Source organism: Staphylococcus capitis subsp. capitis, from assembly GCF_040739495.1.
Lineage (GTDB): Bacteria > Bacillota > Bacilli > Staphylococcales > Staphylococcaceae > Staphylococcus > Staphylococcus capitis.
The window spans coordinates 1,911,550-1,932,519 of sequence record NZ_CP145263.1 but is presented as its reverse complement, the minus strand read 5'-3'; the positions used below and the strand labels follow the sequence as shown (position 1 = coordinate 1,932,519).

Here is a 20,970-nt window from a genome sequence, read left to right as displayed (position 1 = left end):
TATCCTACTATTGTAATATATTCATACTTTGCTAATGGGATTGATTTTAAAAAGTATTTAACAAGATACGCATGTTAAAATTTGTGTTTTTCTTTATAAAATAAAAGAATAGACACGAATTCAGTTCTACAATACGTGATTAATTAAGATAGTCACTGTTAGAAGTTAAAAAGATTTGACATTCACATATTTGAGTTAATGGTTATTTAAGAATATTTTAAAATTTAAATCACCATTTTAATATAGATTGTGAGTTCATTTTTGATATGATAATAGAATAGAGAATAGATACGAAGGGATATTATAATTTGAGGTGAACCCATGTTAACAACAGAAAGACTGGTTAATACACTTAATTTAGAGTTAATCGCCGGGGAACAGGGCTTAAATAGACCGATAAAAAATACGGATATATCGCGTCCTGGTTTAGAAATGGCAGGTTATTTTTCTCACTATGCTTCAGATAGAATTCAATTATTAGGAACAACTGAACTATCTTTCTATAATTTACTTCCTGATGATGAGAAAGAAGGAAGAATGAGAAAATTATGCCGACCTGAAACTCCTGCAATTATCGTGACGCGAGGATTGGAGCCCCCTGAAGAATTAATTTCTGCTGCAAAAGAATTAAATACGCCTATTATCATTGCTAAAGATGCTACGACAAGTTTAATGAGTCGATTAACTACATTTTTAGAACATGAATTAGCTAAAACTACTTCATTACATGGAGTACTTGTTGATGTATATGGTGTAGGTGTACTCATCACAGGTGATTCAGGTATAGGGAAAAGTGAAACTGCATTAGAATTAGTTAAACGTGGTCACAGACTCGTTGCTGATGATAATGTTGAGATTAAAGAAATCACTAAAGATGAATTAATAGGAAAACCACCTAAATTAATTGAACATTTACTGGAAATTCGAGGACTTGGAATTATTAATGTAATGACTCTATTTGGTGCGGGATCTATTTTGACTGAGAAACAAATTCGCTTAAATATCAATTTAGAGAATTGGAACAAAGATAAATTATATGATCGAGTTGGACTTAACGAGGAAACTTTAAAAATTCTCGATACTGAAATTACTAAAAAAACAATTCCTGTCAGACCTGGACGAAATGTTGCCGTGATTATTGAAGTTGCAGCGATGAATTATCGATTAAATATCATGGGAATTAATACAGCAGAAGAGTTTAGTGAACGTTTAAATGAAGAAATCGTTCGCAATAGTCATAAAAGTGAGGAGTAGTACGAAATGGGTTTAACTCTAGGATATATTGATCCAATTGCATTTAGTATTGGACCTATTCACGTTCGTTGGTATGGAATTATTATCGCATGTGGTATTTTATTGGGTTATTTTATTGCACAAGCAGCACTAAAAAAAGTTGGTTTACATAAAGATACTTTAATAGATATTATATTTTATAGTGCTATATTCGGTTTTATTGTCGCACGATTGTACTTTGTGATTTTCCAATGGCCGTATTACATGCAAAATCCAGGTGAAATACCGAAAATATGGCATGGAGGTATAGCTATCCATGGTGGTTTAATTGGTGGATTTATAACAGGTGTTATCGTATGTAGGTCTAAAAATTTACACCCGTTACAAATCGGTGATATTGTAGCGCCAAGTATTATATTAGCTCAAGGTATTGGTAGATGGGGTAATTTTATGAACCATGAAGCTCATGGTGGTCCTGTATCAAAAGCATTTTTAGAGCACTTACATTTACCGGATTTTATTATTAGAAATATGTACGTCGAAGGTCAGTATTATCATCCTACATTTTTATACGAATCTGTATGGGATGTTCTCGGTTTTATAATCTTAATTACTTTGAGGAAGCATCTAAAAATAGGGGAAACGTTCTTTATTTATCTTATTTGGTATTCAATTGGCCGCTTCTTCGTCGAAGGCCTGAGAACTGATAGTTTAATGCTTACAAGTCATATTAGAGTTGCACAGCTCGTATCAATTATTCTAATCATTGTTAGTATTATGCTTATAATATATAGAAGAGTTAAGTTTCATCCTTCAACTTTTAAAAATTCTGGACCACTTCAATGGCCAGGTAAAAAGGCGTAGTGTTTATAGTGAGACGATTAAATAAACAAAATCGATTTTCCATAAATCCTTTGTGGCAAGTTTATAAAATAGTGAAGTTTCCTAAGGTATTTAAACAAACTTGTATTATTGAAATTTCTCGTTTTATACCAAGTATGAGTTTAAAACGTTATATTTATCGTAAGTTTTTAAAAATGACTATAGGTCAGAATACATCATTTGCATATAAAGTTTCACCTGACTTGTTTTATCCAGAGTTAATTTCTGTTGGCAACAATAGTGTTATTGGTTATAATACAACAATATTAACGCATGAAGTACTTGTTGATGAGTGGAGATATGGTAGAGTCTCCATAGGCCATCATACATTAATTGGTGCGAACGTAACGATATTACCAGGAGTTACAATAGGAAACCATGTTAAAGTTGGAGCTGGTACTGTCATCACTAAAGATGTACCTGATTATAGCTTTGTAATTGGTAATCCTATGCATATAGAAGTTGATAGAGGAGGTGACAATTAATGGCACAAGAAGACAATAAGATTATACCAATGATTTTCGATGAAACTTTTTACCGTAAAATGGCTATCCAAAAATGGCAACAACAAGATTATAATAAAGCGGCAAATTATTATAGCAAAGTGCTCGAATTGTCACCTGAAGATTATGATATTCAATTACATTATGCACAATGTTTAACGAAAATAAATTTAGGTAGAAAAGCGGAGCATATATTCTACGAAAATATTGTGAATGATTTTCATGTTGCAGATAGCTTCTATGAGTTAAGTCAATTAAATATAGAATTGAATGAACCAAACAAGGCATTCTTGTTTGGTATTAATTATGTACTTTTAACAGATGATCAAGATTTTAGAGAAGTGCTAGAAAAGACATTTGAAGTGACCTATACAAGTGAACATAAAATAGAATTAGAAGCGCAACTATTTGCCACACAATTATTATTTCAATACTTATTTTCTCAAGGACGTCTAAATAACGCGCGAGCATACATTTTGAGTCAAGAAGAACATATACAATCACATAGTGTCATTCGTAATTTGCTTGCGATGTGTTATCTTTATCTAAGTGAATATGAGACAGCAAAAGAAATGTTTGAAGCATTATTAAGTGAAGATAATTCGGACGTTCATGCCTTATGCCACTATACACTTTTACTTTATAACACAAATGAAATGGAGAAATATCAGAGGTATCTTAAAATTTTAAACAAAGTTGTACCTATGAACGATGATGAAAGTTTTAAGCTTGGAATTGTTTTAAGTTATTTAAAACAGTATCAAGCATCTCAAAATTTACTTTATCCTTTATATAAAAAAGGGAAGTTTTTATCGATTCAAATGTATAATGCATTGAGCTTTAATTTTTATTACCTCGGAAATAAAGATGAAAGTGTAGAATTTTGGAATAAACTATTACAAATATCAAAAGTCGATGTTGGTTATGCGCCTTGGGTGCTTGAAGAAAGCAAATCGGTCTTTAACCAACGTATTCTTCCGCTCTTGTTAGATGACGATAGTCATTATAGACTATATGGAATATTTTTATTAAACCAACTCAATGGTAAAGAAATTCTTATGACAGAAGAGATTTGGTCTATCTTAGAATCAATGAATGATTATGAAAAATTATACCTTACGTACCTTGTACAAGGGTTAACATTAAATAAATTAGATTTTATCCATAGAGGTATGTTGAAATTATATGAAATAGACTATTTTAAAAATGATACCTCACTATTTATTGATTGGATTGATCAAGCTGAGGCGGTTATCTCTGAAAAAGTTGATTTGGCAGAGGTAGACAGATATTTAGCTGCATTTGTATATATGCATTATAAACATACCAATCATGCTATGACTAAGAAACAAATTATTGATTCTTTCGAAGTCACGCGATATAAATTAGATAAAACGATTGCCTTTATTTTGAGCATATAAATTTATGAAATAAATGGTATAGTATATAATGCGATAATGATTAATAACTAGGAGGCATTTTAAAAATGACTGAAGTAGATTTTGACGTAGCCATTATCGGCGCAGGTCCTGCCGGTATGACAGCAGCAGTTTATGCATCTCGTGCAAATTTAAAAACAGTTATGATTGAACGTGGTATGCCAGGTGGTCAGATGGCCAACACTGAAGAGGTAGAAAACTTCCCTGGATTTGAAATGATTACGGGTCCAGATTTGTCTACGAAAATGTTTGAACACGCGAAAAAATTTGGTGCAGAGTATCAATATGGAGATATTAAATCTGTAGAAGATAAAGGTGACTACAAAGTAATTGACTTAGGTAATAAAGAGATTACTGCGCATGCAGTAGTTATCTCAACTGGTGCAGAATATAAAAAAATTGGCGTACCTGGAGAACAAGAGCTTGGTGGTCGTGGCGTAAGTTACTGTGCTGTATGTGACGGTGCCTTCTTTAAAAATAAACGATTATTTGTTATCGGTGGTGGCGACTCAGCAGTTGAAGAAGGAACATTCCTAACTAAATTCGCTGATAAAGTAACAATCGTTCATAGACGAGATGAATTACGTGCACAGAATATTTTACAAGAACGTGCTTTCAAAAATGAAAAAGTAGATTTCATCTGGAGTCATACTTTAAAAACAATTAACGAGAAAGATGGCAAAGTAGGATCAGTAACTTTAGAATCTACTAAAGATGGGTCTGAACAAACGTATGATGCTGACGGTGTTTTCATTTATATTGGTATGAAACCTTTAACAGCGCCGTTTACTAATTTAGGAATTACTAATGAAACAGGATATATTGTTACTAATGCTGATATGAGTACGAATGTGCCTGGAATCTTTGCAGCAGGAGATGTTCGTGATAAAGGATTACGTCAAATCGTTACTGCAACAGGAGACGGTAGTATTGCAGCTCAAAGTGCAGCGGATTATATCACAGAGCTTAAAGATAAATTAGAAAATTAATCCACGCAATCATATGTAGCTAGGACATTGATGTCGATAAGTAGTCGCACTCAATTGTTCTAGCTTTTTTAATTATTAAAGAAGATGCCTTTAGATATACTAATATGATAAGATTAATTTAATTATATGAAGGATAAAGAGAAGAACTTAAATGGTGGTGACTTAAAAAATGAATAATAGCGAAAATGAAATTAGTAAAAGTGAATTATTAGTTGTTACAGGCATGTCAGGAGCGGGTAAATCACTAGTGATACAAAGTCTTGAAGATATGGGGTTCTTCTGCGTAGATAATTTACCACCAGTTTTATTACCAAAATTTGTAGAACTTATGGAACAAGGGAATCCTTCTTTACAAAAGGTGGCAATTGCTATTGATTTAAGAGGGAAGGAGTTATTTAAATCTTTAATTAAAGAAATTGATATTATTAAAAGTCGTAATGATGTTATCGTAGACGTAATGTTTTTAGAAGCCAAAACAGAAAAATTGATTTCTCGCTATAAAGAATCTAGAAGAGCACATCCATTGAATGAAAATGGACAACGTTCTCTTATTGAAGCAATTAATGAAGAGAGAGAACATCTTTCTGAAATTAGAAGCATTGCAAACTTTGTTATAGATACGACACTATTAAAACCTAAAGAATTAAAGCATCGCATCGCTAAATTTTATTTAGATGATAATTTTGAAACATTTACGATTAATGTTACAAGTTTTGGTTTTAAACATGGCATTCAAATGGATGCTGATTTAGTATTCGACGTAAGATTTTTACCAAATCCATACTACGTAGAAGAATTGCGCCCGTTAACTGGTCTTGATGAGCCGGTCTATAGCTATGTAATGAAATGGAAAGAAACTGAAATCTTCTTTGACAAATTAACAGACCTTTTAAAATATATGATTCCAGGTTATAAAAAAGAAGGAAAATCACAGTTAGTTATTGCTATAGGATGTACAGGTGGTCAACACCGATCAGTTGCGCTAGCGAAACGTTTAGGCGAATATCTTAATGAGATTTTTGATTACAATGTTTATGTGCATCATAGAGATGCCCATATTGAAAGTGGAGAGAAAAAATGAAGCAAATGAAAGTAGTACTTATCGGAGGAGGAACAGGTTTATCTGTTCTAGCAAGAGGATTAAGAGAATTCCCTATAGATATTACTGCTATTGTTACTGTCGCTGATAACGGCGGAAGCACAGGGAAGATTAGAGACGTTATGGATATACCTGCTCCAGGTGACATACGCAATGTTATTGCAGCGCTTAGTGACTCAGAATCAATATTAACTCAACTTTTTCAATATCGTTTTAATGAAAACCAAGTCGACGGTCACTCACTAGGGAATTTAGTTATTGCAGGAATGACTAGTATAACAAATGATTTCGGTCATGCGATTAAAGAGCTAAGTAAAGTTCTCAATATTAAAGGTCAAGTTATTCCATCAACTAATACTAGTGTACAACTAAATGCAGTCATGGAAGATGGAGAAATTGTTCGTGGCGAAACTAATATACCTAAAACAAATAAAAAAATAGATCGTGTCTTTTTAGAACCAGGGGACGTTGAACCTATGGAAGAAGCGGTTGAAGCTTTAGAACATGCTGATTTAATTGTTCTTGGGCCTGGTTCATTATATACAAGTGTTATCTCTAATTTATGTGTTAAAGGGGTTTCTGAAGCATTACTTCGCTCTAAAGCGCCAAAACTCTATGTTTCTAATGTAATGACTCAACCAGGAGAAACTGATAATTACGATGTTAAAGAACATATAGATGCTATCTGCCAACAAGTCGGCGAAGATTTTATTGATTTTGTCATTTGCAGTAATGAAAATTATAGCAAAGACGTTTTACGTAGATATGAAGAAAAAAACTCAAAACCTGTAGAAGTTCATAAAGAAGAGCTTAAAAATAAAGGTATAAGAGTGTTAACAGCCTCAAATTTAATTGAAATTTCTGACGAACATTTGGTACGTCATAATACTAAAGTTTTATCAGGTATGATATATGAGCTTGCATTAGAATTAACAAGCACAATTCAGTTTAATCCTAATGATAAACATAAATAGTGTTAGTAGAATATTTGTTATGATATGATAGCTTACGTGTGTTTATCAAAGTAGTGTAACGTAATCTCTATGTCGACCATACAGAGATCAAAATAGAGTTGATTTAGGAAGGAATGAGTATTCTATGAGCTTTGCATCAGACATGAAAAATGAATTAACACGTATTGAAGTTGATGAAGCAAATGCAAAAGCAGAGCTCAGTGCATTAATTCGTATGAATGGCGCGCTTAGTTTATCGAATCAACAATTCGTAATTAATGTACAGACTGAAAATGCAACGACAGCACGACGAATATACTCTCTTATTAAACGGATTTTTAATGTAGAAGTTGAAATATTAGTTCGAAAAAAGATGAAACTAAAGAAAAACAACATCTATATTTGTCGTACAAAAATGTTAGCGAAAGAAATCTTAAACGATCTCGGAATACTTAAAGAGGGCATCTTTACTCATGAAATAGATCCTGACATGATTAAAGATGATGAAATGAGACGTAGTTATTTAAGAGGCGCCTTTCTTGCTGGTGGCTCAGTAAATAATCCTGAGACATCGTCTTACCACCTCGAAATCTTTTCGCAATATGAAAGTCATTCAGAAGGTTTGACTAAATTAATGAATAGTTATGAATTAAATGCAAAGCATCTTGAACGTAAAAAGGGTAGTATTGCTTATTTAAAAGAGGCTGAAAAAATTTCAGATTTTCTTAGTTTAATAGGTGGCTATCAAGCATTACTTAAATTTGAAGATGTGCGTATTGTGAGAGATATGAGGAATTCTGTTAATCGATTAGTAAACTGTGAAACAGCAAATCTAAATAAAACAGTGAGCGCAGCTATGAAGCAAGTTGAAAGTATTCAACTTATTGATCAAGAGATTGGTTTAGATAACTTACCAGATCGCTTAAGAGAGGTAGCTAAATTACGTGTTGAACATCAAGAGATATCATTGAAAGAATTAGGTGAAATGGTTTCTACTGGACCAATATCTAAATCAGGTATGAACCATCGATTAAGAAAGCTCAATGAACTTGCAGATAAAATACGTAATGGAGAACAAATTGAAATGTAACAAATAGGTATTTTTGAAAGAGTTCAAAAATACCTAATTTATGTTTAGGGACTCAGACCCTTAAAAATTAGTTTGATATAGGGATTCAATTATAATACATAATAAAAAAGGAGCGCCGTCATTACAGCGTTCCTCATTTTAAAATGTATGAATTTTTAAATTATATACCCCCTCGAGAGGAATTGAACCTCTATTATAAGAACCGGAATCTCATGTGTTATCCATTACACTACGAGGGGTAAATGAGAATAGAAACATTTTTCTGTACTAATAATAATGATAACAGTACAATTAAAAACGATAATTCTAGTTTACAAATCTTATAGTTAAGCGTCAAACTGAATTTTTAAATAGTTAAGTTAATGTTTTGACCATTTTTGACTTTTAAGGTAAAATAAAATATAATAGTTATTACAAGGAGGAAAAATAGATGAATTTAATTCCTACAGTTATTGAAACAACAAATCGCGGTGAACGTGCATATGATATTTATTCACGTTTATTAAAAGACCGTATTATTATGTTAGGTTCTCAAATTGATGATAATGTAGCTAATTCAATTGTATCTCAATTGTTATTCTTACAAGCTCAAGACTCTGAAAAAGACATCTACTTATATATTAATTCACCAGGTGGTAGTGTAACAGCAGGTTTCGCTATTTATGACACAATTCAACATATTAAACCGGATGTTCAAACAATTTGCATTGGTATGGCAGCATCTATGGGTTCATTCTTATTAGCTGCAGGAGCTAAAGGTAAGCGTTTTGCATTACCTAATGCTGAAGTAATGATTCACCAACCTTTAGGTGGTGCACAAGGTCAAGCAACTGAAATCGAAATTGCTGCAAACCATATCTTAAAAACTCGTGAAAAATTAAATCGTATTTTAGCTGAGCGTACAGGTCAATCAATTGAAAAAATTCAACAAGACACGGACCGTGATAACTTCTTAACTGCTGAAGAAGCAAAAGAATATGGTTTAATCGATGAAGTAATGGAGCCAGAAGGTAAATAATTAAAAGAGAGAATCATTTGATTAATTATGTCTTGAATTGTCTACAAAGTTACTGACTTTGTAGGCATTTTTTTTATGGATTTTGCTTATATTTTTCCTCTTGTAGGATCTTAAAAGTTTTTGATAATACCACTAAGGATGGCTATGTAACAATAAAAAAAGAGACAATGATAATGTGAAAACTAAAAGTCAAATTAACATGTTCAACTTTTTTAAATCACAATTCATGTCTCTTGATTATTTTATTGCTTAGCGCTTCTTTTCTTTTATAAATAATCGCAAAACCACAAAGAATAATATTAAACCTACAATAGTAAAGAGTAGTGACATTAATATCATTGCTATTGTGTGATCAAATGCAAATATTCCATTCAATATTAATAAAATACTAGCAATAATTAACAATATATAAGTTAATTGGTTGTCTTTCATTTTGTAAACCTTCTTCGTACGTTGTAAATTCTTAGGCTTTAACTAAATCATCTAACGCATTTTTTAAATTGTTAAATTTAAACTCAAAGCCGAGTGCGTGTAACTTATTTGGTAAAACCTTTTGAGTGTCTAGAACGACCGTTGACATTTCCCCAAGAACTAACCGCATTGCTAATTTTGGTGCCCAAGTTTCATGTGGTTTATGCATTGCTCTAGCTAAAGTATATCCAAATAAGTTCTGTCTTTCAGGGATTGGTGCAGTTAAATTGAAAGGACCTTGTGCATCTTCATTATCTATAGTGAATAAAATACCTCTGATTAAATCATCAATATGAATCCAAGAATACCACTGTTGACCAGAACCTAATTTACCACCTACGTAAAAACGATACGGTAATTCCATCATTTGTAATGCGCCACCTGTATCAGAAAGAATAAGTCCAAATCTTCCTAGAACTACTCGTGTTCCAAAGTCTTTAAATTTATTTGCAAAACGTTCCCATTGGTAAACAATATCTGATAGAAAATCAAAAGGTAAAGTTTTATATAATTCTGTATAACTGTAATATAAGTCAGGAGGATAGTATCCCATTGCACTTGCGTTAAATAAAACTTCTGGCTTTTGCGTACGATTTTCAAACAACTCATATAAAGCTTGTGTAGATTGAATACGACTAACCATCATGACTTGTTTGTGTGATTTTGTCCAACGTTTATTGAGTGTTGCACCTGCCAAGTTGATAACTACATCTATATCAGGAACTTCATTTTGCCAACCTTCTTTGGACCAATTGACGTAGGTGATTTTTGATTCATTAGAAGTTTTATCTTGTCTAGTCAAGATAGTAATATGTGCGTCTGTTTTTTTAATTTCATTTACTAAATGTGAACCTACCATTCCAGTTCCACCAGTAATTAAATATTGTTTCATCATTTCACCTCATTTTGAAAAAATATAAGCGCTTACCTTATTGATATTGATTATTAATATTCAAAAATTATACATTTTTTAGCCAATAAGATGTCAAATACTTTTGTGAATTTGCATTTAAAATTAAAACATTTAAGTTATAATGAAATTGTACCTTCGATAATTAATTAAACATCTCTTAATTAGTATGAGTATACCCCATAATATACTAACGAAGGTAAATTTTGACTCCCTTTAGTAGTGGATCCATGCGAGCAACGTATGGGTCCTTTTTTATATTTTAAAATACATAAATCACTTTTTACAGAAAATTAACCAACAGATTTAAAAGTTTCAATAATTGTTTGGTTAGTCTAATTTGAGGTTATTATCTACTAGATTAATATATTCTACTATTACCCAAGTAACCATTTAAATATAACAATAGGAGCTATGATTAATAATGTGATTATAAATCCAGCAAGATGGTTTGACTTACCGTCTTCATAATTATCATTTTCAATCATCATGTATTTCAAATTATTTTGAGATTGTTTATTAAATGACATATATTTATTAAAGTCATACATTTAATCACATCCCATTCGTGTTAAGTTTAGATTAAGATATTAAAAATATAGTGTTTACTTATTAGTATGATGTTATCATAAATAGAATAGAAATATGTAAACTTACAGTTTTTAGAGAATTATAATTAATTGCTTTTGTCTTATAGTTAGTTCATTATATAAAGTTGAATTATAAATAAATATTTCATTCGACTATGTTCAATAGATGTGTTTTATTTTCCAAAGTTAATCATTGAATAATCATTTTAGTGAGAATGGATAATCATAACAAACTTAAATTTTATTATATATGAATTCCTAATAAATGAAAGAGAGGTAAGTAAGGAATGAGTGGTTTGGCAAAAATAATTAGTACCACTATAGTATTACTTTTATTAATTGGCTTAGCATTTGGAATATTCTCTTTTGTAGACAGTTCTAAAAAAGCTAATGAGCGTCTTAACAGTGATAAAACTGAACAAAATGATAAAAAGAAAAATGATAAGAAAGATAAAGATCAAGATAAGGATAAAGATAAAAAGAAAGATAAAGATAATTCAAAAGACACTAAAGTAAACAAAACTCAACAAGCTACGCAGCAAACACAACAGTCACAACAAGCGCGTCAAACACAACAAACACAACAGACGCAACAGACACAGCAAACACAACAAAGGAAGCAGTCAACGCAACAAACACCAAATACATCTAAGAAGACACAACAGACTCCTACACAACAACGAAATACTCAAGAAAAGCAAACTCAACAACACAAGGCAGAACCACGATCATCTCAACAAACTCAAGAAGCACAAACCGAAGAGAAGACAACTGAGAAGTCCAAATCAGAAAATAAAGGTGATAATAAAACTCAAGAACAACCAAGTTCGGAAGAAAAATCATCATCTCAACAGCCTAGTTCACAACAACCAAGTTCTCAACAAAATGATAGTAAACAACAATCGCAATCAAATAATAGCAATAGTAATAATCAATCTGTTCAAAGAAATACGAGTCAGTCTCAACAATCTAGTAACCAAAGCAATAGTACTCAGGAAAGATCAAGCAATCAAAGCTCAAGTAATCAAAATTCATCAAATAATAGCTCACAAAGCTCAAATGAAGATTAAAAATAAAGCCAACGTCCACTGCTACGGACGTTGACTTTTGATATTTTATTTAGAATAACCAATATACTAATAATGATAATAAAAAGGATATGAACATGATTGAGAAACACCCTATAGTACAACCGCAACCAGTATGTGTACATCCATAAGAATATGTTTTCCTAATCATCTTTTCATCCTCAAATTGATGGTATCCATTCGTGTTAGGATTTGATTTAAAATAGTCATCATCTTTATAACGTAAATCGCTTGGGTCTATCACTTCTACTTTTTTCTTTGGGTCTTTATTATTCTCATTCGTCATTTTTTGTATCCCTCTTTATGAAATGCTTTGTAACAATACAATTATAATTGAATTATTCATAGATTTAAAATAGATGATTATATTTAATATAGCTTGGGTAAAATTATCTCGTAAAGGTAATAAAACAATATTATGAACCTTTTGGAGCTCGTTGTTGACGCTACAAGGATGTAAACGTTTTATTATCAACTTTAATAAATATTAAAGAAAATTTGAGTTAATTTGCTTGCAATTTATTATACGCAATAGTACTATTGCAAGTGTAAAGAGGTTAATTTTTGTCCCAGGCGGGACTTAAAAAGTCAACCCATGGTTGTGAGTAGCCCCTCGATTACCTTTTTATAAAGATATAAGGAGGAAGGTAGTAGTGAAAGACTTAATTAAAGTTCAGCAAAAGCTCGTTCCTGATCTTGTTGACAAAATGTATCGACGTTTTTCAATTTTAACTACTATCTCTCAAAACCAACCAGTGGGTAGAAGAAGTTTAAGTGAACACATGGACATGACTGAAAGGGTCTTGAGATCTGAAACAGACATGTTAAAAAAACAAGAATTAATTAAAGTCAAATCAACTGGTATGGAAATCACTAATGAAGGTACAGAAGTCTTATCACAACTTAGTGATTACTTCAATGTTTATAGTGATGATCATAGAATGGCTAGAGCGATTAAGAAAAAGTTCGACATTAAAGATGTTCACGTCATTCCAGGTGATTCAGACTCAAATCAAACAGTAAAAAGAGAAATAGGAAGACAGGCTGGTCAGTTACTAGAAAGTATCTTATATGAAGATGCGATTGTTTCTGTAACTGGAGGATCTACAATGGCATATGTAAGTGAATCTATTCATTTGCTACCATTCAATGTTTTCTTTGTGCCAGCTCGTGGTGGACTAGGTGAAAATATGGTCTACCAAGCAAATACTATTTCTTCTAGTATGGCGCAACAAGCTGGTGGGTACTACACAACATTATACGTACCAGATAATGTAAGTGAGTCTACATATGATACTTTGATGTTAGAGCCATCAGTAATTCATACACTAGATAAAATTAAACAAGCAAATGTTACAATTCACGGTATTGGTGATGCGCTGAAGATGGCGCATCGACGTCAATCACCAAAAGAAGTGATTGATAAACTTCAACATCATCAAGCCGTTGGAGAAGCTTTTGGATATTATTTTGATGCTCAAGGTAAAGTAGTTCATAAAGTTAAAACAATTGGACTACAATTAGAAGATCTTGAGAGTAAAGATTTTATCTTTGCTGTAGCAGGTGGACAATCTAAGGGAGAAGCAATTAAAGCTTATCTTTCAATTGCTCCAGAAAATACTGTATTAATCACAGACGAAGCTGCAGCGAAAGTTATTTTACAATAGTAATAAAAAGTTTAATACTTTTTAAATATCATTTTTAAAGGAGGCCATTATAATGGCAATTAAAGTAGCAATTAATGGTTTTGGTAGAATTGGTCGTTTAGCATTCAGAAGAATCCAAGATGTAGAAGGTCTAGAAGTAGTTGCAGTTAACGACTTAACAGATGATGAAATGTTAGCTCACTTATTAAAATATGACACTATGCAAGGTCGCTTCACTGGAGAAGTTGAAGTCATCGATGGTGGATTCCGTGTTAACGGTAAAGAAATTAAATCATTCGATGAACCAGATGCAAGCAAATTACCTTGGGGAGACCTAGACATCGACGTAGTATTAGAATGTACTGGTTTCTACACTGACAAAGATAAAGCACAAGCTCACATCGATGCAGGTGCTAAAAAAGTATTAATCTCTGCTCCAGCTACAGGTGATTTAAAAACAATCGTATTCAACACTAACCATGATGAATTAGATGGTTCTGAAACAGTTGTATCAGGTGCTTCTTGTACAACTAACTCATTAGCACCAGTTGCTAAAGTTTTAAATGATGAGTTTGGTTTAGTTGAAGGTTTAATGACTACTATCCACGCTTATACTGGTGACCAAAATACTCAAGATGCTCCTCACAGAAAAGGCGACAAACGTCGTGCTCGTGCAGCAGCAGAAAACATTATCCCTAACTCTACAGGTGCTGCTAAAGCAATTGGTAAAGTTATTCCAGAAATCGATGGTAAATTAGACGGTGGAGCTCAACGTGTTCCAGTTGCAACAGGTTCATTAACTGAATTAACAGTAGTATTAGATAAACAAGATGTAACAGCTGATCAAGTAAATGAAGCAATGAAACAAGCTTCTGACGAATCATTCGGTTACACTGAAGATGAAATCGTATCTTCTGACGTTGTAGGTATGACTTATGGTTCATTATTCGACGCTACTCAAACTCGTGTAATGACTGTTGGTGACCGTCAATTAGTTAAAGTTGCAGCTTGGTACGACAATGAAATGTCTTACACTTCTCAATTAGTTCGTACATTAGCTCACTTAGCTGAACTTTCTAAATAATTGAAGCATGGTGTATAAGCACGTTATTCAAGTTATTTAAAGTACACATGTCGAGAGAGTGGCTCTCTCAAACGTTCATAATTTGATTAGTGCTCTGTACTGTTTAATTAGATATATAAGCTTATGAGTAAGCGGGGAGCACAAACGCTTCTCCGCTTATTTTTATATAAAGTTTTCCTAATTTAAAGGAGGAAATTAATAATGGCTAAAAAAATCGTTTCTGATTTAGATTTAAAAGGTAAAGTAGTTCTCGAACGTGCAGACTTCAATGTTCCATTAAAAGATGGAGAAATTACAAATGATAACCGAATTGTTCAAGCTTTACCTACTATTAAATACATTATTGAGCAAGGCGGTAAATTAGTATTATTCTCTCACTTAGGTAAAGTGAAAGAAGAAAGTGATAAAGAAGGTTTATCTTTAAAACCTGTAGCAGATGATTTATCTAAAAAATTAGGTAAAGATGTTACATTCGTGCCTGAAACACGTGGAGAAAAACTTGAAACTGCTATCAAAAATTTAAAAGAAGGCGATGTATTATTAGTTGAAAATACTCGTTTTGAGGATATTGATGGCAAAAAAGAATCTAAAAATGATCCTGAATTAGGTAAATATTGGGCATCATTAGGTGATGTATTTGTTAATGATGCATTTGGTACAGCTCACCGTGAACATGCCTCTAACGTAGGTATTTCTACTCATTTAGAAACAGCTGCTGGTTACTTAATGGAAAAAGAAATTAAATTTATTGGTGGAGTTGTAAATGATCCACACAAACCAGTTGTAGCTATCCTTGGTGGTGCCAAAGTTTCAGATAAAATTAATGTTATCAAAAACTTAGTTAATATCGCCGATAAAATTTTAATTGGTGGCGGTATGGCTTATACATTTATGAAAGCGCAAGGTAAAGAAATCGGTCTTTCATTATTAGAAGAAGATAAAATTGATTTCGCTAAAGATTTATTAGAAAACAATGGCGATCAAATCGTTTTACCAGTAGATTGTAAAGTAGCTAAAGAATTCTCTAATGACGCGAAAATCACTGAAGTTTCAATTGATGAAATCCCATCAGACCAAGAAGCGATGGATATTGGTCCTAAAACTGTTGAATTATTTAATAAAGAACTACAAGGTGCTCATACAGTAGTATGGAATGGACCTATGGGTGTATTTGAATTCAGTAACTTTGCAAAAGGTACTATCGGTGTATGTGAATCAATCGCTAACTTAAAAGATGCTACTACAATTATTGGTGGCGGTGATTCTGCAGCAGCAGCTATCTCACTAGGTTTCGAAGATGACTTTACCCATATTTCTACTGGTGGCGGTGCCTCATTAGAATATTTAGAAGGTAAAGAATTACCAGGTATTAAAGCAATTAATGATAAATAATTAAATTTACCTAGCCTAGTCAAGGTGCAAGTTTTTAAATGCAATGATGTGGTAAAAAGATAAGTGAAAGCTTTTGTATGCTTTCTCTATCTAACCTATCAATCGTTACTAAAATTTATTATCATACAAATTTTTAAATTTAACACTAATTATTAAGGAGTGTAATGAATGAGAACACCAATTATAGCCGGAAACTGGAAAATGAATAAAACAGTTCAAGAAGCTAAAGATTTCGTAAACGAATTACCAACATTACCTGATCCTAAAGAAGTAGAATCAGTAATTTGTGCACCAACAATCCAATTAGATGCTTTGGTTACTTCTGTCAAAGAAGGTAAAGCACAAGGATTAAAAATCGGTGCTCAAAACGCTTACTTTGAAGAAAGTGGTGCTTACACTGGTGAAACATCACCTGTAGCTTTAGCTGATTTAGGTGTTAAATATGTCGTTATTGGTCATTCAGAACGTCGTGATTATTTCCATGAAACTGATGAAGAAGTAAACAAAAAAGCTCACGCAATCTTCAATCATGGTATGACACCAATCATTTGTGTAGGTGAATCAGATGAAGAACGTGAAGCAGGTAAAGCAAATGAAGTTGTAGGTAATCAAGTTAAAAAAGCTGTAGAAGGCTTATCTGAAGATCAACTTAAAGAAGTTGTTATTGCTTATGAACCGATTTGGGCTGTCGGCACTGGTAAATCTTCTACTTCAGAAGATGCTAACGAAATGTGTGCACACGTACGTAAAACATTAGCTGACTTATCTAGCCAAGATGTTGCTGAAGCAACTCGTATCCAATATGGTGGTAGTGTTAAACCAAACAATATTAAAGAATACATGACTCAATCAGATATTGATGGTGCATTAGTAGGTGGCGCATCATTAAAAGTTGAAGATTTCGTACAATTATTGGAAGGTGCAAAATAATTATGGCTAAAAAACCAACTGCCTTAATCATTTTAGATGGTTTTGCAAATCGTGAAAGTGAACATGGTAACGCTGTAAAATTAGCAAACAAGCCTAATTTTGATCGCTATTATGATAAATATCCAACCACACAAATTGAAGCAAGTGGTTTAGATGTTGGTCTTCCAGAAGGCCAAATGGGTAACTCAGAAGTAGGTCATATGAATATTGGTGCCGGTCGTATTGTTTATCAAAGTTTAACTCGCATTAATAAATCTATCGAAGATGGAGATTTCTACGAAAATGATGTATTAAATAACGCTGTTAAACATGTTAAAGATAACAATTCAGCACTACACGTATTTGGTCTATTATCAGATGGCGGTGTTCACAGTCACTATAAACATTTATTTGCAATCTTAGAATTAGCTAAAAAACAAGGTGTAGACAAAGTTTATGTTCATGCTTTCTTAGATGGACGTGATGTAGATCAAAAATCTGCACTAAAATATATTGAAGAAACTGAAGCTAAGTTCAAAGAATTAGGCGTTGGCCAATTCGCTTCAGTATCAGGACGCTATTATGCAATGGACCGCGATAAACGTTGGGATCGTGAACAAAAAGCTTATAATGCTATCCGTAACTTTGAAGGTCCAACGTATGCTTCAGCAAAAGAAGGTGTAGAAGCTAATTACAACAATGATGTTACTGATGAGTTCGTTGAACCATTTATCATTGAGAATCAAAATAATGGTGTCAATGATGGTGATGCAGTTGTATTCTATAACTTCCGTCCTGATAGAGCAGCTCAACTTTCAGAAATTTTCACTAATCAAGCATTTGATGGTTTCGAAGTTGAACAAGTTAAAGATTTATTCTATGCAACATTCACTAAATACAACGATGATGTAGATGCTGAGATCGTCTTTGAAAAAGTTGATTTACACAATACCATCGGTGAAGTGGCTCAGAATAATAACTTAAAACAACTACGTATTGCTGAAACTGAAAAGTATCCTCATGTTACTTACTTTATGAGTGGTGGTCGTAACGATGAATTCGAAGGAGAGCGTCGTAGATTAATTGATTCTCCAAAAGTTGCGACATACGATTTAAAACCTGAAATGAGTGCTTATGAAGTTAAAGATGCTCTTTTAGAGGAATTAGACAAAGGTGATTTAGATTTAATTCTTTTAAACTTTGCTAATCCTGATATGGTAGGACACAGTGGTATGCTTGAACCTACAATTAAGGCAATTGAAGCTGTAGATGAATGTCTAGGAGAAGTTGTTGATAAAATTCTTGAAATGGATGGTCATGCAATCATCACTGCAGACCATGGTAACTCTGATCAAGTGTTAACAGATGATGATGAACCAATGACTACACATACTACAAACCCTGTTCCAGTGATTGTAACTAAAGAAGGCGTAACATTACGTGAAACAGGTCGTTTAGGAGATTTAGCTCCTACATTATTAGACTTGTTAAATGTAGAACAACCTTCTGATATGACTGGTGAATCATTAATTAATCACTAATTCAGATTTTTAAGTGTTAAATTTAGGGAGGAAATTGAGTACTCCCGAATTTCACATTCTTGCTAATAAATTATTTTAATAAAGTTATAAATAGGGCTATAATAGCTTTATAATATATTTAAAGGAGATATTAAACATGCCAATTATTACAGATGTTTACGCTCGCGAAGTCTTAGACTCACGTGGTAATCCAACAGTTGAAGTTGAAGTTTTAACTGAAAGTGGTGCTTTCGGTCGTGCATTAGTACCATCAGGTGCTTCTACAGGTGAACATGAAGCAGTTGAATTACGTGATGGAGATAAATCACGTTATTTAGGAAAAGGTGTTACTAAAGCAGTTGAAAACGTTAACGAAATCATCGCACCAGAAATCGTTGAAGGTGAATTTTCAGTATTAGATCAAGTATCTATCGACAAAATGATGATTCAATTAGACGGTACAAACAACAAAGGTAAATTAGGCGCTAATGCTATTTTAGGTGTTTCAATCGCAGTAGCACGTGCAGCAGCTGACCTATTAGGTCAACCTTTATATAAAAATTTAGGTGGATTCAATGGTAAACAATTACCAGTTCCAATGATGAACATTGTTAACGGTGGCTCTCACTCTGATGCACCAATCGCTTTCCAAGAGTTTATGATTTTACCTGTTGGTGCTGAATCATTCAAAGAATCACTACGTTGGGGTGCTGAAATCTTCCACAACTTAAAATCTATCCTTAGTGAACGTGGTTTAGAAACTGCAGTAGGTGACGAAGGTGGTTTCGCTCCTAAATTTGAAGGTACTGAAGATGCTGTTGAAACAATCATCAAAGCTATCGAAAAAGCTGGTTATAAACCAGGTGAAGATGTATTCTTAGGATTTGACTGTGCTTCTTCTGAATTCTATGAAAATGGTGTTTATGATTACACTAAATTCGAAGGTGAACACGGTGCTAAACGTAGCGCAGCTGAACAAGTTGACTACTTAGAAGAATTAATTGGTAAATATCCTATCATTACTATCGAAGACGGTATGGATGAAAACGATTGGGAAGGTTGGAAACAATTAACTGATCGTATTGGTGATAAAGTACAATTAGTAGGTGACGATTTATTCGTTACAAATACTGAAATTTTATCTAGAGGTATCGAACAAGGTATTGGTAACTCTATCTTAATTAAAGTTAACCAAATCGGTACTTTAACTGAAACATTTGAAGCAATTGAAATGGCTCAAAAAGCTGGTTACACAGCTGTAGTTTCACACCGTTCAGGTGAAACTGAAGATACTACTATTGCTGACATTGCGGTTGCTACTAACGCAGGTCAAATCAAAACTGGTTCATTATCAAGAACTGACCGTATTGCTAAATACAATCAATTGTTACGTATTGAAGATGAATTATACGAAACAGCTAAATTTGATGGAATTAAATCATTCTATAATTTAGATAAATAATATCTCTATCATTAAATAAATGAGTTCACGCTTTAATCTTTAGGTTTCACGCCCTAAAGAACTTGTAGACCCGTTACAGAGTTGAGGCTGTAGCGGGTCTTTTTAATACTTTAATTACGTAGCTTCACGTTTAATTTACCTCCTTAAACTGATATAATAGTTAAAGTAATTTAAAAAGGAGTACCATTATGACAGATATCACAGACTCAAACGCGAGAGAAAAAAGATCTGGACGTTTAATAGCAATTAGCTCTTTCATATTTTGTATTTTATTGATTATTCATCATTTTGTAGTTCTAGATGAGACAACAGCTAAATCATTGTTATCTTTAGCCGGTCAAAAGACTTCTAACAATGCAGTACATAATATTTTAAATAGTGATAGATATACAGGTGTAATGTACATTCTTGCCTACTTAGCGGGAGTAGTGGCACTTTGGAATCGTCATCCATATTTATGGTGGTTCATGTTTGCAGTATATGTTTCCAATGCATTATTCACACTTGTTAATTTATATATGTTTGTTCAAGCGATTTTAGATGTTAAAAATGTTATCGCAGTCTTACCTATACTCATTGTTGTGATTGGCTCTATAATTTTAGCAATTTATATGCTAGTTGTTTCGATAGCTAGAAAAAGTACTTTTAATAGATAGAAGTTTGATAACTTTAATAGAGATGTGTTATAATTC

At 32.7% G+C, this 20,970-nt stretch carries 21 protein-coding genes and 1 tRNA gene; 17 read left to right on the top strand and 5 right to left on the bottom strand.

Annotated features, from left to right (window positions below):
- Positions 1-321 precede the first annotated feature (321 nt).
- The 8 genes from hprK (at position 322) to whiA (ending at position 8,188) form a co-directional block, all read left to right on the top strand.
- Entirely contained in the window at positions 322-1,254 is a 933-nt protein-coding gene (gene hprK, locus V6C74_RS09615) for an HPr(Ser) kinase/phosphatase (protein WP_002452750.1), read from the top strand.
- A gap of 6 nt (positions 1,255-1,260) precedes the next feature.
- Positions 1,261-2,097, top strand: a complete 837-nt coding sequence (gene lgt, locus V6C74_RS09610) for a prolipoprotein diacylglyceryl transferase (RefSeq protein WP_016898327.1) — start codon at positions 1,261-1,263, stop codon at positions 2,095-2,097.
- Between the two features lie 8 nt (positions 2,098-2,105).
- A complete protein-coding gene (locus tag V6C74_RS09605) occupies positions 2,106-2,600 on the top strand; it encodes a DapH/DapD/GlmU-related protein (protein WP_016898326.1) in 495 nt (164 codons plus the stop codon).
- Positions 2,600-4,039, top strand: a complete 1,440-nt coding sequence (locus V6C74_RS09600; RefSeq protein ID WP_367141506.1) for a tetratricopeptide repeat protein — start codon at positions 2,600-2,602, stop codon at positions 4,037-4,039. Before V6C74_RS09605 ends, V6C74_RS09600 begins: the two co-directional genes overlap by 1 nt.
- A 65-nt stretch (positions 4,040-4,104) precedes the next feature.
- Positions 4,105-5,046 carry a thioredoxin-disulfide reductase gene (gene trxB, locus V6C74_RS09595; RefSeq protein ID WP_002452754.1) on the top strand — a complete coding sequence of 314 codons (942 nt, stop codon included), beginning with the start codon at positions 4,105-4,107 and terminating at the stop codon, positions 5,044-5,046.
- Positions 5,047-5,215: 169 nt separating this feature from the next.
- A complete protein-coding gene (gene rapZ / locus V6C74_RS09590) occupies positions 5,216-6,127 on the top strand; it encodes an RNase adapter RapZ (protein WP_002452755.1) in 912 nt (303 codons plus the stop codon).
- Entirely contained in the window at positions 6,124-7,119 is a 996-nt protein-coding gene (gene yvcK / locus V6C74_RS09585) for a YvcK family protein (protein WP_002452756.1), read from the top strand. Before rapZ ends, yvcK begins: the two co-directional genes overlap by 4 nt.
- A gap of 124 nt (positions 7,120-7,243) precedes the next feature.
- The gene (gene whiA, locus V6C74_RS09580) at positions 7,244-8,188 is read left to right on the top strand and encodes a DNA-binding protein WhiA (protein WP_002452757.1); all 945 of its coding nucleotides are present in this window, start codon (positions 7,244-7,246) and stop codon (positions 8,186-8,188) included.
- A gap of 167 nt (positions 8,189-8,355) precedes the next feature.
- Here whiA and V6C74_RS09575 read toward each other — a convergent pair.
- Positions 8,356-8,427 (bottom strand) — tRNA-Arg (locus tag V6C74_RS09575).
- 191 nt (positions 8,428-8,618) lie between these two features.
- On the opposite strand from V6C74_RS09575, the gene clpP reads away from it, so the two are divergent.
- Positions 8,619-9,206, top strand: a complete 588-nt coding sequence (gene clpP / locus V6C74_RS09570; RefSeq protein WP_002452758.1) for an ATP-dependent Clp endopeptidase proteolytic subunit ClpP — start codon at positions 8,619-8,621, stop codon at positions 9,204-9,206.
- 249 nt (positions 9,207-9,455) lie between these two features.
- Here clpP and V6C74_RS09565 read toward each other — a convergent pair whose 3' ends face one another.
- The 3 genes from V6C74_RS09565 to V6C74_RS09555 all read right to left on the bottom strand — a co-directional run bounded on the left by V6C74_RS09565 (position 9,456) and on the right by V6C74_RS09555 (position 11,138).
- A complete protein-coding gene (locus V6C74_RS09565; protein ID WP_002452759.1) occupies positions 9,456-9,638 on the bottom strand; it encodes a hypothetical protein in 183 nt (60 codons plus the stop codon).
- Positions 9,639-9,669: 31 nt separating this feature from the next.
- Positions 9,670-10,569 carry a TIGR01777 family oxidoreductase gene (locus V6C74_RS09560; RefSeq protein ID WP_002452760.1) on the bottom strand — a complete coding sequence of 300 codons (900 nt, stop codon included), beginning with the start codon at positions 10,567-10,569 and terminating at the stop codon, positions 9,670-9,672.
- A gap of 395 nt (positions 10,570-10,964) precedes the next feature.
- The gene (locus V6C74_RS09555) at positions 10,965-11,138 is read right to left on the bottom strand and encodes a hypothetical protein (protein ID WP_002452761.1); all 174 of its coding nucleotides are present in this window, start codon (positions 11,136-11,138) and stop codon (positions 10,965-10,967) included.
- 326 nt (positions 11,139-11,464) lie between these two features.
- Here V6C74_RS09555 and V6C74_RS09550 point away from each other — a divergent pair, with 326 nt between their 5' ends.
- Positions 11,465-12,247, top strand: a complete 783-nt coding sequence (locus tag V6C74_RS09550) for a DUF4887 domain-containing protein (protein WP_002452762.1) — start codon at positions 11,465-11,467, stop codon at positions 12,245-12,247.
- Positions 12,248-12,296: 49 nt separating this feature from the next.
- On the opposite strand, the gene V6C74_RS09545 is transcribed toward V6C74_RS09550, so the two are convergent.
- Positions 12,297-12,551 (bottom strand): hypothetical protein, encoded by a 255-nt coding sequence (locus tag V6C74_RS09545; RefSeq protein ID WP_002452763.1) that lies wholly within the window; start codon positions 12,549-12,551, stop codon positions 12,297-12,299.
- 367 nt (positions 12,552-12,918) lie between these two features.
- Here V6C74_RS09545 and V6C74_RS09540 point away from each other — a divergent pair, with 367 nt between their 5' ends.
- From V6C74_RS09540 to V6C74_RS09510, 7 genes are all read left to right on the top strand, one after another.
- Positions 12,919-13,932, top strand: coding sequence for a sugar-binding transcriptional regulator (locus V6C74_RS09540; RefSeq protein WP_002452764.1), 1,014 nt, complete (start codon positions 12,919-12,921; stop codon positions 13,930-13,932).
- Between the two features lie 52 nt (positions 13,933-13,984).
- Entirely contained in the window at positions 13,985-14,995 is a 1,011-nt protein-coding gene (gap, locus tag V6C74_RS09535) for a type I glyceraldehyde-3-phosphate dehydrogenase (RefSeq protein WP_002432992.1), read from the top strand.
- 201 nt (positions 14,996-15,196) lie between these two features.
- Positions 15,197-16,387, top strand: coding sequence for a phosphoglycerate kinase (gene pgk / locus V6C74_RS09530; RefSeq protein WP_002452765.1), 1,191 nt, complete (start codon positions 15,197-15,199; stop codon positions 16,385-16,387).
- Positions 16,388-16,555: 168 nt separating this feature from the next.
- On the top strand, positions 16,556-17,317 hold the full coding sequence (gene tpiA / locus V6C74_RS09525; RefSeq protein ID WP_103175518.1) for a triose-phosphate isomerase: 762 nt from the start codon (positions 16,556-16,558) through the stop codon (positions 17,315-17,317).
- A 2-nt stretch (positions 17,318-17,319) separates the two neighbouring features.
- Entirely contained in the window at positions 17,320-18,837 is a 1,518-nt protein-coding gene (gpmI, locus tag V6C74_RS09520) for a 2,3-bisphosphoglycerate-independent phosphoglycerate mutase (RefSeq protein ID WP_002452767.1), read from the top strand.
- 136 nt (positions 18,838-18,973) lie between these two features.
- A complete protein-coding gene (gene eno / locus V6C74_RS09515) occupies positions 18,974-20,278 on the top strand; it encodes a surface-displayed alpha-enolase (RefSeq protein ID WP_002452768.1) in 1,305 nt (434 codons plus the stop codon).
- Between the two features lie 197 nt (positions 20,279-20,475).
- Positions 20,476-20,934 carry a hypothetical protein gene (locus V6C74_RS09510; protein ID WP_029625722.1) on the top strand — a complete coding sequence of 153 codons (459 nt, stop codon included), beginning with the start codon at positions 20,476-20,478 and terminating at the stop codon, positions 20,932-20,934.
- Positions 20,935-20,970: the final 36 nt, after the last annotated feature.

Coding starts and splice junctions, on each gene's coding strand:
- hprK (WP_002452750.1), top strand. CDS start 322: ATGTTAACAACAGAAAGACTGGTTAATACACTTAATTTAGAGTTAATC.
- lgt (WP_016898327.1), top strand. CDS start 1,261: ATGGGTTTAACTCTAGGATATATTGATCCAATTGCATTTAGTATTGGA.
- V6C74_RS09600 (WP_367141506.1), top strand. CDS start 2,600: ATGGCACAAGAAGACAATAAGATTATACCAATGATTTTCGATGAAACT.
- trxB (WP_002452754.1), top strand. CDS start 4,105: ATGACTGAAGTAGATTTTGACGTAGCCATTATCGGCGCAGGTCCTGCC.
- rapZ (WP_002452755.1), top strand. CDS start 5,216: ATGAATAATAGCGAAAATGAAATTAGTAAAAGTGAATTATTAGTTGTT.
- yvcK (WP_002452756.1), top strand. CDS start 6,124: ATGAAGCAAATGAAAGTAGTACTTATCGGAGGAGGAACAGGTTTATCT.
- whiA (WP_002452757.1), top strand. CDS start 7,244: ATGAGCTTTGCATCAGACATGAAAAATGAATTAACACGTATTGAAGTT.
- clpP (WP_002452758.1), top strand. CDS start 8,619: ATGAATTTAATTCCTACAGTTATTGAAACAACAAATCGCGGTGAACGT.
- V6C74_RS09565 (WP_002452759.1), bottom strand. CDS start 9,638: ATGAAAGACAACCAATTAACTTATATATTGTTAATTATTGCTAGTATT.
- V6C74_RS09560 (WP_002452760.1), bottom strand. CDS start 10,569: ATGAAACAATATTTAATTACTGGTGGAACTGGAATGGTAGGTTCACAT.
- V6C74_RS09555 (WP_002452761.1), bottom strand. CDS start 11,138: ATGTATGACTTTAATAAATATATGTCATTTAATAAACAATCTCAAAAT.
- V6C74_RS09550 (WP_002452762.1), top strand. CDS start 11,465: ATGAGTGGTTTGGCAAAAATAATTAGTACCACTATAGTATTACTTTTA.
- V6C74_RS09545 (WP_002452763.1), bottom strand. CDS start 12,551: ATGACGAATGAGAATAATAAAGACCCAAAGAAAAAAGTAGAAGTGATA.
- gap (WP_002432992.1), top strand. CDS start 13,985: ATGGCAATTAAAGTAGCAATTAATGGTTTTGGTAGAATTGGTCGTTTA.
- pgk (WP_002452765.1), top strand. CDS start 15,197: ATGGCTAAAAAAATCGTTTCTGATTTAGATTTAAAAGGTAAAGTAGTT.
- tpiA (WP_103175518.1), top strand. CDS start 16,556: ATGAGAACACCAATTATAGCCGGAAACTGGAAAATGAATAAAACAGTT.
- gpmI (WP_002452767.1), top strand. CDS start 17,320: ATGGCTAAAAAACCAACTGCCTTAATCATTTTAGATGGTTTTGCAAAT.
- eno (WP_002452768.1), top strand. CDS start 18,974: ATGCCAATTATTACAGATGTTTACGCTCGCGAAGTCTTAGACTCACGT.